We start from the raw sequence: 14,830 nt of genomic DNA, 5'->3' as shown, positions 1-14,830 counted from the left end.
CAAGACTTCCGTACCTTCTTGTTCGTCGGTATTAACAAGTGCTGCAATATCTGCTAAAGGAACAGCTACTACATTACTATCAGAATCAATGATATCCAAAGTCCCATTAGTACTATTTACTGTAAAAGTTACATTAGTAGTATTTGTATCTACAATTGCTGCTATATCCGCTAAGGGAATTGAAACTGTATTTAAGTCACTATCGGTCAGAATCAAGTTTACCCCATCTTCAGTCAAGGAAGCATTGGTTGTATTTGCATCTGTAGATGTATATTCCCAAGAATCACCATCCCAGAAATAGATTGTACCGGTATCCGTATTTACATACAAATCTCCTAAATCCGCTCCTTCAGGTGTTACACCACCTGGTGCAGTAACATCAGTTCCCTGAAGTACTTCACAATTACATTGATCCTCTAGGGTCACGGTCGTCTGTGCCATAGAAATACCAGATAGCAGTAATGCAAATAACACCATTGTAAATTTAATGGCATTACCCAAGGTTGTAGTAGTTCGACTTTTCATACTTTTAATATTCAATTCCACCTTCAAAAATTCTTTGATCATATAGGTCTTAAAAAAAGGTAATTACCAAAAAACATTAATAATCGATTCATACTAGATGGATCTATGGTAATCACAATACACAAATATTCATTTTAAGTAGTGCTCACTAAAATAAATGTTGTGTAAGCCAATATTTATGACATATAGTCTTATATATATGAGGTATAGACATGTTAAAACTTTGCAAAATGTTATTGTCGTTCGTCGAGTATACACTGTTATTCGGGTAGTTTTTGGTTCTATAAAAAACCAAGGACTTTTTATTGACCACTTAAAAAAGTACTGTTTAACATTAATGCAAACGATAACCTAAACTTCTAAACAAACCTTCTTTAGCCTATAATTATATGCTTAAAAAAACATTGGTTTAGAGTTTCCACATTCAACGAATTACAAAAGAAGGAGCACTAAATTTTAATTAGGTTTTATACGGTATGTTATACGTTTATTTGTAATTACAGTTCTAACATTTACAAATAATAATGCTGCGTTAGATGGTGTTTCCGTACAAGATGTACCGGAATTTGAGGCGAGAAGTCTATAAGAATACCCTTCTTTTTCCTTAGGAACGTTCAACACATTTAAAGTTAACGTTTGAGTACCAGAATGCTCAGAATCATCCACTAAGTTTACATAGTTAACCCCATCGACACTTACTTGCCATTGATATGTATCCGCATTGGTTACATTAGCCGTAAATTGGGCATTTTCACCAGTTAATACAGTCCGATCCACTGGTTGTGTTACAACCATAACTTCCGGGGTTGTATTAATATCATAATCTCCCAAGCTTACCGGGCAAGCGTTATTACCCCAGCGTACCCATAGCGGGTATGTTCCTGCAGGAAGGTTTGAAAACGTATAACTGCCACTATTATCTGCCGCACTGGTATAATTTGCCCCATCATCGATACTAAACTTAATACCGGTTCTATTTGGGTGGTCTGGAAAATTAAAGGTAATTGCCCCATTATCTATTCCGCAAGAAGCATTATCAGTACTTATGGTTACGGTTGGATTAGAATAAACAGTAACGTTAACAGTATCGGTATCACTACATCCATTAGCATCTGTTACGGTTACGGTATACGTTGTTGTAGTATTTGAATTTGGATTGCCTGTCGGAGTTACAGTTATTGTAGGTGTTGTTTCCCCGGTGCTCCAAACATAAGAGTAGCCAGAACCACTACCACCAGTTGCCGTGGCTGATAATGTTGCGGACTCACCGTCACAAATGGTTTGATTTGAACCAGCATTAGCCAAAGGAGGTGAATTTTCGATAATTGTTACAGCTGTTCTAGTACCACTAACACAACCTGTAGAAGTATTTCTCGCTTCGGCATAGTACGTTCCTGCCGAAGACGGCTGATATGTTAAACTATTATTTTGAAGTAAGTTACCTCCTGAAGAAGCATCATACCAGTCTATAGTTTCTGTACCTCCACTCGTACTTGCAGAAATTTCAGGTACTGTATCTCCTTGACAATATTCTTTATTACCGTCACTAGTAGGAGGATCTACTACCGGACAAACACAGTTTGGTGCCGTTACTGTTAAATCTCTGCTACAATTACCTTGTGTTGAAGTCACAACCACATCTGTACCATCGGGAATATCTGCTATTCTCCAAACATCACCCGAAACGTTGGTTACCGTACCATCTGTGGCAGTTACCGTACCACCGCTAACGGTAACTTCAAAAGAGTAGGTTGTTGGTTGAAACAATCTAAAATTACAACTTGGTGAGCTCGTAACCGTGATGGTAGGTGTAGGCTCAACAGTAACGGTGACCTCATCTGTATCTGTACATCCACTACTATCTGTAACGGTAACCGTATAATTGACCATTACATTTCCACTAGTATTTCCTGAAGGTGAAACGGTGATACTTGGAGTTGTTGCGCCTGTGCTCCACTCATATGTAAAACCACTACCACTTCCTCCAGTAGCCGAAGCTGTTAATGTTGCGGATTCGCCATCACATATGGTCTGATCTGAACCAGCATTTGCTATCGGCACTTGAACAATTAGCACCGCTTCTTCTGATGTAGTATTTTCACATACATAAGCCGGATTAGATATCACGACCCTATATCTATTATTATGATCTGATAGCGAAGTGTTTGTTATTGTTAAGGTATTTGTATCGGTACCGCTATATTTTCCTCCTTCAGAGATATTAATCCAAGTACCGCTAATAATTTCTTGCCATAGATACATATCTCCTGCCGAACTGCTCACACTAAATGAAGCCGATCCACCTGGACAAGCATTGGCATCTTCTGGTTGATCCGATATTACAGGTGCTTGCCCAACCTGTAAAAAATCATAATTACCATTATTATCACCGTCAATAGGTTCACTATATGAAGCAGCCGTTACCAATCCACTTTCATTTACCGTGGGTATACCTGAACCATACATACCATTGCCATCTGCATCGGATGATGTATTTGCATAGGCTTCATCTGCGTCATTACACCCATCGCCGTCACTGTCATCATCCAAATGATTTGGGTATGCATCGCCATCTAAATTACCAGACCTACATGCAATAAAATTAAAATGAATGTCGTCTATAATAGAGTAGTTTTCTGATGAATCATTAATTTGACCATAGACATAAAATCTAAAGGTATATTCTGTATTTGCCTCTAAATAAACAGACCCTATATCCAAATGTTGAAATGTGGCGTAATTACTACCATTATCCGTATGAAAAACATCTGTAGAAAGGGTAGTCCACGCGTTAGAACCTGCTCTTGTAAATACCGCTGATGAATAATAGGAATCTCCCCTGTAAGGTTGATACCAACCAGAAGTAATTCCGCTCAATTCAAACGAGGATACCTCAGAACCAGTAGTAAAAGAAACCTCTATATAATCTTCATTTATTATTGCCTCTTCTTTATCAACTGCCGTTATTGGCCGTATTTCTATATTACTTCCATTTACATTAAATATAGACGTATTCAATATCATGGCATCTGTATTCTCCAAAACCCAATCATTTGTTTCCGAAGCGTAGGTAGCATCCATATTTAAATTTCCGGAAGGTGAGTTTAATGTCCATGCAAACTGACTAGAAACACTTTCTAAAGACTCGTCACAATCGGATATGCCATCATTATCATCATCGTTATCACATCCGTCGGGAACGCCATCATTATCACTATCAATGGCATCATCAAAATAAGGACATTTATCATTTGCATTGTTCACACCATCACCATCATCATCACATTCATCTGCTGTTACCGTATAATCATTACTACTACCTAAACCTTGCCCACCATTTGCCGTCAGAGGAACACCATTACTATCTACCTCTCCTGAAATACTTCCATCGCCATTTAAATCTGAAAAATTTAAACTCTCGCTACCTTCCAAAGCATCAAAACAACCATCTCCATCACTGTCCAAATCGTAAATATCCACAATACCATCACCATCGGTATCACCACAACCTGTTGAAAGAACTACATTATCCACATACATTCTATCATGATTTGTAGCAGATGAAATACCATTAAACCTTAGTTCTATACTATTAGAAGTTGGAATGAATGAAAATGTCCTTGTTGACATGTTCAAGGTTTCATTATTATTTTGCGCCCTCCCTCCGTTTGCTGAAACTATTTGATTGGAAGTTTCGGTAAATTCAACCTGCCCACCTATTAAGACATTCAAGGTAACTTCGCGACCATAACTGTTGTCAGCTCCTAAGTCAAAGGTGATAGTATTCTCAACACCTGGCACTACATTTATAGTCTGATAAAAACTGGCAGTACCCGTACCGTTCCATTGAGGAAACCAAGCCCTATTGGTGTCCATATTCCATTGATTACCGCTTCCTGTCCATCCCGGAGCATTGAAAATCCAATATCCAAAATCGCCATTATCAACCAATACGGCCGATATGTTACATTCATCGACATCTAAAATACCGTCGTTATCATTATCTAGATCACAAACATCATTAATACCGTCACCATCAGTATCTATACCCGTAGGGTCCGTACACGGCTCAAAGATCCGTACTGTTGCCGTATCACTTTTTCCTAATGAGGGACAAAGAGAATTGGTAGAGTCTGTTATGGTGTAGTCAAAAGTAGTTTCGCCGGGAAAAGGTGTTGCTTCATTATACGTAAATGTTACCAAGCCATTATCCGCATCATCTATAACCACAGAACCCACTGATGGTTGAGTAATACTTTCAACAGAAAAATCATCTCCGTCAGCATCAGAATCGTTTGCAAATAGATCTATCTGAACCGATATATTATTTCCATATGATACTTGTTCTTGATCATTATTTGCCTCAGGGGCATTAGGATTTTCAATTAGTTCAGCATCTGTAGTGGTCAATGTATAGTGATTTGTTCCTGCGATAGTACTTGGCTGCGCAATAGCAGTAGCCACTAATCTGGAATAGCCACTAGGATCAGATGAATCATAAAAATTTGGATAATGAACTTCTATAATATAAGTTTCATTCTCACCTAAAGGCAAACCAAAATGTACTTCTTCCGGTTGTTGGGTACCATGACCATAGACTCCATTTACTTGTCTTAATCCACTAATAATATTTCCCGAACAATCTCTGATCAACACATTTGTACCAATGGCTACCCTCCCTAAAAAACCGCCTGTATTACCATTAGCACCTCTATCTTCGGTAACATCTATCAATAGATGATTATTTCTATTGGCTGCCGGTAAATTATTAATATATAATTGGTTAGCACTATTGTTTATATTAATGTAAATATCCAGATCACCGTCATCATCTACATCAACCATTGTAGTACCTTCACCGTCTCTTCCTGAGTTAAATTGTTCAGCATCTAGTGCAAAATTCATTGCCGCACCACTACCAATTACACCTGGAGCGGGAGTTGGACTATTCAATTGATTGATGTACAAATAACTTCTACTGTTACCTACTAAAATAATATCTATATCACCATCATTATCTATATCTCCACCTGACAAAGCATCTATACGAGCGCCTGAACTACCATTGTTTACATTACCCGGTTGTGGTAACCCTGGAAAAGAAGCTGCTCCTAAAGGAGTAAATACCCCTCCCCCATCATTTCTATGTATTTGCGTAAGGCCATTCTCTGTCCATACCGCATCTAGATCACCGTCGTTATCCAAATCCCATAATCCATTACCCCCTTTATTATTGTTGGCCGCCTGACCTAGATCTGCTCCATTTGAAAATGAGCCACCTTGATTTAAGAAAAAGTCATTTTCATCTCGTTTACGCATGAAAATATCAACCCAACCATCATCATTTACATCGGCTGCGGTACCATAATCCCCATCCGTGGCAAATTGGTTTAGACCAAATTCAGTTACGCCACTACCGTTACCGGTCGTAATATGAGTGAACAAGGCATTTGGTGCCGGGTTTGCAACAGTATGATTTGTATGGTCAATAAAGTTATTTCGCAACAACTCAATACCCATATCATGATTATCAAAAAAAACGTCTAAATCACCATCACCTTCAAAATCAAAAAAACCAACGCCTTCTGAATTTACTGCAGGTACTACTATTGTTGAACCCGATCTACCTATGGTTATTGGGTTGTACCCCCCAATACCGTCACCGAATGTACCGTCTGTATTTTGAATAAAAATTTGAATAGCCTGTCTGGCATTACTATTACCAGATGAATTTATCATGAAATCTGGTCTGCCATCATTATTGACATCTCCCCAAACTGCTTGTCTTTCGGCATAATCCCCTAACATGCCGGGTGCCAAAATTGATTGCACATTGGTAAACGTATTGTTACCATTGTTGCGCATTAAGAAACTTTTTACGTTGGCATTATTATTATTTTCGAGAACGAGTACATCTAAATCACCGTCATTATCAAAATCTGACCAAGCGTGCCCACCATCTTTTCTTTGTCCTAAATCTAGGCCAAAAGCAGCCGCGCTTTCTGTAAAGCTCGTTTGTGCATTTAGTCCAATACCCGAAAATAAAACAATAATTACACAACCAACAAACCCTAATTTTATCCTTTTTTGTAGATAAAATTCCATTAACTTTTCTTTACTATGCTAAATGAGGGAGTTTATAGCATGATTTTACCATATAAAAATCAGAATATATGTACAAGGCGTGAAATAATTGTTGCAAAAGCTTATAATCTAACGGTGAACTCATACTATTATGTAGAGTGACCTAGCCTAACCAATAGGCAACAAACCCTGCCAGGGTTCACATATATAAACAGCCTAGCGTAAATTCTAATTAGCTTTAATACGATAGGTAATATTTCTATTAGTAATTACCGTATAAGCGCTTATAATAATTTCTGGAGAAAACTCAGATGTTGAGTTACTTCTTGTACCAGTGGTTGTAATTAAATCTCCTACAACAGTGCCTGATGGCAAAGGAAATACAAATTTATATTTATTAGTATTCTCAGTATTACCGTCCGGGTCTGCATACGAAGAGGTTGTAGCATCTTGGTCATCCCCACTACCTTCTACGGCTGTTCCAATATAGGTTTGACCTTCACCATAATCTTGGGTAAGCCCCAACTGATTATCTCCTAAAGTAGCTGTACCTTCATTAACATCTGTAAAAAACACCTCAATTGTACTACCTGGAGATGCCCAACCAGTAACCACCAAATTAGATCCTGAAATAAACGCGGAATTTATGATTGGGAAATTTTCTAAATTATTTGGACCGGAATCTGAATCGGAATTATCGTTAAGGGTTACGCCATCCATACCTAGGTCAATACCCAAGCTAGGCACTACGGTACCATTTGCATAAATACTGTTCTGGGAAATGGTGTTTGATGCACCAGAAAGAACTACCACTCCCTCACTGCCGTTAGAATAAATTCTATTCTGATCAATTACAGAATCATCACCTGAGAGTTTTAAAGCCATACCTTCGTAGCTACCGTTACAATCACCTCCGTTTTGACCTGATAGTAGAATATTATTGTTGGAGACCGTAACTCCGTTTACATTATTTATCTCAATGCCAGATGCTGCTGCCGATTCTATAAGATTCTCTTGAATGACAATTGTACTACCATCTTCTATAAGAATATTATCATCACATGCGGTGCTCCCATTGGAATCTAAATGGTTGAAATGAACGGTACTACGTGTACCACCATCTATAAAAATACCAGCTATGGTATTTGAGGATAAATAATTTGAAAATGCTGATAAATCACCACCTGTTTGCTCAATACCATAATTTATGTTTCCAGCAGACGCACCTAGCGCGTTTACTCCCAACAAATTGTTTGAAATGGTTGCCGAACCTCCTTGAACTCTAACCCCAGCATTATTATTCGCATATAATGATATATCTCGTATCGTGACATTTGAACCGTTTAATCGTAAAACATCACCACCATTTCTATGAATTTGTATTTCCGGTCTAGTATAATTAGGCAATGCCGTATTTGCAATGCCAACACCGGCTCCACCAGAACCAACTGTGCCAGCGTTTGAATCGCCAGAATAAGCCGTTTGGGTTCTACCATCTATGATAGTATTTGTTCCTGTAATTACAGAAAAGGTATTTGAATTATCCAATAAAATATCAAAGTAACCTGCAGCATTATAATTTACATCAGCAGTTCTTCCAAAACTATCTCCGGTAGGTGGTATCATAAAAATTGATACATCCTCTTCTGCTGCGGGATCAAATATAGCATTTGCTTCAATATCCAAACCAACCTCACCCAAAGTATTACTATTCAGAATAAACTGTTCTAGAGAACCTTGACCAAATTCATTTGTGTTTACAATAGTATTGAAATTGTATCCAAAGTCGATATTAGCTACACCACTACTTTCAATACTTACCATTGATAAACTCTGTGAATCTTCAAAAACTCCTAAGGCAGAATCTGAGAAGGCGGTTGGGTCTGCTCCCCCAATTTCATCCAATACCTCAATATTATTGTTAACATCCCCATAACTTCTAAAAGTTTGAACAGGTACACAAGTAGTACAATTAATACCATTTGCTCGGGTTGACCTAACTGTGGAGTTTACAAGTTTTACATAGTAATCACCATCTGCCATACCCCCAAAGCTATAATCACCACTCACTTTAGAAGTAGTTCTTCTCACAAAAGTTCCATCGCTTTCATATAATTCTACAATGGCACTAGATATACCTACACCGTTGGCATTGGTCATATTTCTACCTTGACCGCCACCGTAATTTACATCTTCAAAAACAGTACCCGCAATTAGGTTTGAAGGCACTTTTAATACAACTGCCGCAGATATCACAAAATCTTGACCAACATCTACATTTGCCGTAACTTGAGAATCTCCAGGTGATACAAAAGTTGAAATATCATAAGTATCCAAATCTACCCCATACGTTGTACTAACATTGTAATCTGGTGTGGTTGTATTATCATACATTGTAGAGTTATAGGCGTTATTACCTGTTTGACCACCATCACCAGCTAACGTAAAATCCTGATTTGCTTGGTTCGTAATTGACAATCGTTCTCCATTTGGATTGGTTGTACCCGAACTATTACCATCAAGGGTAGAATCTCCTTCCCAAGATAAAAACGATGCCTTGGCACCAGCACCTGCAATTGCATAAAAACTGTCTAAAGTAAAAGAATTGCCGTCATTACTTAAACCATCAAAACCTTGATATAAATTAATGTTCACCGCTGGTAAATTTGGGTCTTCATAGAAAACGAACAACGTCCAACCACCTAATACCGTAGCAGAAGAACAATAGGTGTTGGAATTATCTACTGACAAGCCAGAAAAATCAAATACATTGGTTGATGGGTCTGCCACACCTTCAACAATATCGGTTACATCACTTACATAACCGTAAAAATTTCTATTGGTTAACGTAGTTTGATATTGATAATTGGCATTAACCGTTTGTCCTTCAAAAGTAACGGTTCCGTCTACCACCGTACTAGAGTGCGCCCAATATAAGTATGCTTTTTTTATTGTGCCTGTATTGGGTATTGGTGAAATCAGGGTATTTGAAGATGAAGTCGTTATTGAACAGGCATCTGTATTATTATCATTTGTTCTTAACGAACCACCTGTGGTAGAATAATCAAAATAACCGTCAAATTCTTGAAATAACGTAAGGGGATCATTTGCCAATATTTGAGAATTAATATAACCATTGGCGGTGTCACTATAATCAACAGAAGCATATTGTGCCGTTGCGTCAGAAAACCCTACTGTAAAGTACTCTACTAATTCAGGTACGCCATCGTCTACAATGGGAACTGAAAAAGTTTGAACGTTGCCTACCTCACCGGTAAATGTAAGTGTTCCGTTTACAGAAATATAATCACTACCATTATTTGCAGTTCCATCACTTACCATATACTCTACGGTAAACGGCGTTTCTATAAAACCAAAGAAGAAAGATTGATAACCATGCCGATCACGTACATGTGTTACCGTAAAAATAGCACTACCAGAATCTTCATCCACATATACGTCTTCTACTACAATTTTAGGTCCGGGAGGCGAACAACTAACACTGGCCTGCCAACCATTACCTGTTGTATTATTATTTGATGTAAACCTAAATGTTAAGCAACCGTTAGTATTAGTGGCAAAAATTTGTGTGGGTACATTATCATTATCATATTGTCCAATTAAAGTTGCACCGGTACTATTACCATCATATACGTATAAAATATCACCGGGAATTACATCAAACTGTTCAAAATTAACTTGCGTATAATTATTTGCGGTATCTGGACAAATAGTATAAACCAAATCTTCATTATCAGAGTAATTACTGATACCGCCAGAATCTAAAAATGTATCATCACAGGTAGTTGCAGAGCCCCCATCAGTCATAATTAAAGCGTCATTTGCCAAGATAGTACCAATAGCGGTATCCGTAATATCAACATCTGTATTCGTTGTAGAGGTAAATGACAAACCAAAAGTTTCGTCACCTTCAAAAATAGTATCATCAGTAATAGGGACAGTTATAGTCTCCGTATCATTTATATTTCCATTAAAATTTAACGTACCAGATGAAACAGAATAATCCTGACCAGAAATGGCAGATATATCGTTGGTTGTATAATTTACACTATAAGCACTTGTGCTGCTACCTATATGTCTAACTGTAAATATAGCTGTACCATCATCCTCATTTACAGTGACATCGTCTATTTCTAACTCTGCGCCGTAAGTAGCGGTAAACTGAACATTGTCTACATATATAGTATCTGCATTACCCCAACTAGTATCTCCTCGATAAAATATTATTGCAGGGTTTGAATCGATTTCAGCCGCACTTAAATTATAGGTTATGGAACCCGTTCCATTATCAATCCTTTGAATAAAGTTCCATTGATTACTATCGGCATTATACATAAAAACGTCTATTGCCTCGCCACCTGCCGAAGTTGCATCATAATCTAAAGTTAAGGTGGCCGAAGACGCACCTGCAAGAGGAACAAAACGATAAATCCATCCGCTATCTAAATTCCTAAAACGAAGCCTTCCACCAGTAACTCTTATTCTTCCATTGAATGCCGAATTATTATCATTTTGCTCTACCCAATTACCACTAAAATTTTGTGTCCCGTTATTATTTGAATAAGAAGTACTGCTAAATGTATCCAAATATGTCTCTTGAGCAAAGAAACTAGTTGAACATAAAAGAAGAATTAAGTAATAAAATTGTTTTAATCTCATAATCAAATTAATGGGGGTATTGAAATGCAAAGTTTATCTACAATCAATATCATCCGTAAAAATAACTATGTCTTAAAGCAGGGCACAATAAATGTTGTGAAGTTGGAAATAACCTAAGTGAATACCTAAAATGGAGCTGTTAAAATAAAAAATTATTAGGTAATTGGTCTATTATCAACCTAATATCCTAGGCTTTCAAGCGTATTACTAACTAAAAAAGCAACTCTAATAGAGTTGCTTTTGATTGTAGTATTTTATACAAATTATTCTAAAATAATAAACTCAGACCTTCTATTTACATCATGTTTTGCTGATGAACATTTAATACCATCTTCACACTCATTTAGCAATTTTGTTTCACCAAAGCCCTCACTTACAAGTCTGGAAGAATCTATCCCCTCTTTAATCATATAATTCACCGTAGATTCTGCTCTTTTTTGAGAAAGCCACAAATTATATGCTGCAGGTCCTCTACTATCAGTATGGGAATTTACTTTTAATTTTAGGCTTGGGTACTTTTCCATAGCCGCAATTACCTTTTCTATTTCTACCTCAGAATCTTTCCTGATATTATACTTATCAAAATCAAAATATATTGTACTCAATTGTAAAAGTTTTGCCAAATCATCTCCAAAACCAGCAGTTAAACGATCTCTTTCCAAATAAAAATCAATTATTTTAGGTTTTCCATCCGATGCACCTATATATTCTTCAAATGGAATATAGCCCTCCATTAAAGCTCTTACAAAATTCCCTTTATGACAATCTAATTCTAAACTATAGTTACCTTTAGAATCAGTTATGGTCGATAGTAATTCTTCATTGTTTTCATCCAAAACTTTTACTGTAGCCCCTATTAAAACTTCATTGGAAATTTTATCCCTAACCGTTCCAGTAACTTTTTGATTACAATCAAAAATTAATTCTTTTGTCTCCGTAAAACTATAGATATCATCATTACCTAATCCCTCATCTCGATTGGAAGCAACATAACCCGTTCTTAACTCTTCATTAAATATAAAAGTAAAATCATCACTGCTACTATTTATAGGTTTACCTAAATTAAATACTTTACCTGAAAAATCTTGTCTTTTTATTTTGGTTGCAAAAACGTCCAACCCACCTAAACCAGGATGACCATCAGATGAAAAATATAATATTTCCTCACTTGTTATAAAAGGAAATGTCTCTCTTGCCTCCGTGTTAATATTAGAGCCTAAGTTTTGTGGTGTACCAAAAGTGCCATCTTGATTGATTGAAACCATAAATAAGTCCGATTCTCCAAACGTACCCGGCATATCCGAAGCAAAATATAAGGTTTTTTCATCTGGACTTAAAGCAGGGTTTGCTACAGAATAAGAATCGCTATTAAACGGTAGCTCTTCTACTTCGCCCCATATTCCTTCATCAGTCATTTGCGCACGTAAAATTTTTAAACGTACGATTCCCTTTTCATCTTTTACAGTCTTTCGCTTCTCTATATTATTGCGCGTAAAAAATAAAGTTTTACCGTCTTTTGTTATTGCGGAGGTCGACTCATGATAACGGGTATTTACATTTTCCCCAAGCTTTTTAACTTGATTTAAGGAAGAACTATCTGCATTTACCTCATATAAGTCTAAAAAATCTTTAGCATTCCACGTATGACGATATCTTGCAAAATTACCTGTATCTCGATCAGAAGAAAAAATCAAACCTTCTTTATAAAATGAAGGAGCAAATTCTGAATAAGGGGAGTTAAATTCAAAAGGACCCAAATTATACCTCCCTGAATTTTTTTCTATATCAGCCATAAAATCCGCTTCATCATTAAAAGCAGTTGCTCGACCATCCTTCTTAGTTATATCTATAAACTTGTTCATTATAGACTTGGAGGTGTCATACTCGCCAGTTGATTTTAATGCTTGAGCATATTTAAAATAGTCTTCAGCAGTTACTTCATTTGAGTAATCCGATACTAACTGCTTGTATATACTTGCTGCATCTTTATAATCGGCATTATAGTAATAAGAATTCCCTAATTTACGTAGTAAGTCTGCAGAAACATATCCTTTTTCCAAGACCTTTTTATAAATATCTATTGCCGGACTAAACGAGTATGATTCAAATTTCTCATTTCCTTTTTGAATTAATCGCTCTTGGGCAAATGCCAATCCGTTACAAATCAAAAAGGTTAGGATAATAAACTTTACTTTATGTTTCATATATAAAATTGCCTTTTAGAAAAATCGTGGTGAAACCAATTTTTGAAATGATTTTACCAACTCATACCTTAAGAGTACCTCAAATGATCCATCATTAAACTGTGTACCACCTAAATCAGTGGTTTCTCTATCATATGCAAGCCCAATCATAAATTGGTCTGATATTTGGAAACCTGCCATAGCGCTGACTGCGGCATCCCAACGATATGCTGCACCGAATGTAAATTTCTCATTAAACATAAAATTGGCAGATACGTCAACTTGTAACGGAGCGCCACCAACTACCTTAGTAAGTAAAGCGGGCTTAAACTTTAAATTGCCGTTCAAATCAAAAACGTAACCGGTAATCAAATAAAAGTTAATTCTTTCTTTAGATAAAAACCTAACAGAATTGGCATCTTGCTGAGAATTATCAAAATGTTCCGTTTGGAAAAGATTAGGTGCTGAAAGTCCTGCATAAAATTCATTAGAATGATAATATAGACCCACGCCAACATTTGGTGAGAATCTATTTTCTATATTATCTGAATTAACCGGCTCCGAATCAAAATTTCTTAATTTATTGAAATCAAGATTTAAAAGATTACCACCTGCTTTAAGTCCAAATGAAAGTTTTCCTTCTGCGGATACATCTATGGTATATGAAATTACAGCATCAAAATATGTTTCTTGTACAACACCATCACCTATTTCATCATTTACAATTGAAACACCATAACCTAGCTTGCTGTTTCTAATTGGAGATTGAATGTTGAGGGTTTGTGTTTTTGGAGCACCTTCTAAACCTACCCATTGCGATCGGTATAAACCTGTTATGCTTAATTGTCCCCTGCTACCTGCATAAGCCGGATTTACACTCATGGTATTAAACATATACTGGGTATATTGTGCATCTTGTTGGGCGAAAGAAGTTCCACAAACAAGTAGTAAACCTCCAAATAGAATTAAAACCTTATTCTTAATATTCATATTTTATAATCTATTATCTACTAATATACAGATATTCACTATCTACTTTACTTTCCCCATCAAGGGTTGTATAATCAAAAATATAGAAATAAATTCCGGATGGAAGATATTCTTCAACACTTAGGGTTGATCGCCCTCTTGATCTTCCATCAAAAACATTATTTTGATTGTTGTAATTCTCACCTTCATAAACCGCTACTCCCCATCTATTAAAGATTCTTAAAGTGCTATTTCGAATTTTATCAACTCCTCTAATAAACAAAAATTCATTTCTGCCATCCCCATTCGGTGTAACCAATTGATTTACCTCAATGACATTGTCGGTTGGATCAGTAGGATTATCATTCACCACATTTATTTCTATTGTT

At 36.6% G+C, this 14,830-nt stretch carries 6 protein-coding genes; all 6 read right to left on the bottom strand.

Annotation, left to right across the window (positions count from 1 at the left end; translation table 11 throughout):
* On the bottom strand, positions 1 to 525 hold a 525-nt coding region (locus I600_RS18640), incomplete at its 3' end, for a hypothetical protein (protein ID WP_157490942.1).
* 456 nt (positions 526 to 981) lie between these two features.
* Positions 982 to 6,630 carry an FG-GAP-like repeat-containing protein gene (locus tag I600_RS18635; RefSeq protein ID WP_058106082.1) on the bottom strand — a complete coding sequence of 1,883 codons (5,649 nt, stop codon included), beginning with the start codon at positions 6,628 to 6,630 and terminating at the stop codon, positions 982 to 984.
* 207 nt (positions 6,631 to 6,837) lie between these two features.
* The gene (locus tag I600_RS18630) at positions 6,838 to 11,289 is read right to left on the bottom strand and encodes a Calx-beta domain-containing protein (protein ID WP_058106081.1); all 4,452 of its coding nucleotides are present in this window, start codon (positions 11,287 to 11,289) and stop codon (positions 6,838 to 6,840) included.
* A 263-nt stretch (positions 11,290 to 11,552) separates the two neighbouring features.
* Positions 11,553 to 13,493 (bottom strand): OmpA family protein, encoded by a 1,941-nt coding sequence (locus tag I600_RS18625; protein WP_058106080.1) that lies wholly within the window; start codon positions 13,491 to 13,493, stop codon positions 11,553 to 11,555.
* 15 nt (positions 13,494 to 13,508) lie between these two features.
* Entirely contained in the window at positions 13,509 to 14,462 is a 954-nt protein-coding gene (locus I600_RS18620) for a PorP/SprF family type IX secretion system membrane protein (RefSeq protein WP_058106079.1), read from the bottom strand.
* A gap of 13 nt (positions 14,463 to 14,475) precedes the next feature.
* Positions 14,476 to 14,830 (bottom strand): gliding motility-associated C-terminal domain-containing protein (locus I600_RS18615; RefSeq protein WP_157490941.1); only part of this gene is annotated, 355 nt, incomplete at its 5' end.

The sequence above is a fragment of the Maribacter dokdonensis DSW-8 genome (assembly GCF_001447995.1).
Lineage (GTDB): Bacteria > Bacteroidota > Bacteroidia > Flavobacteriales > Flavobacteriaceae > Maribacter > Maribacter dokdonensis.
The sequence above is the reverse complement of the archived record's forward strand: the minus strand, read 5'-3'. Positions and strand labels throughout refer to the sequence as shown.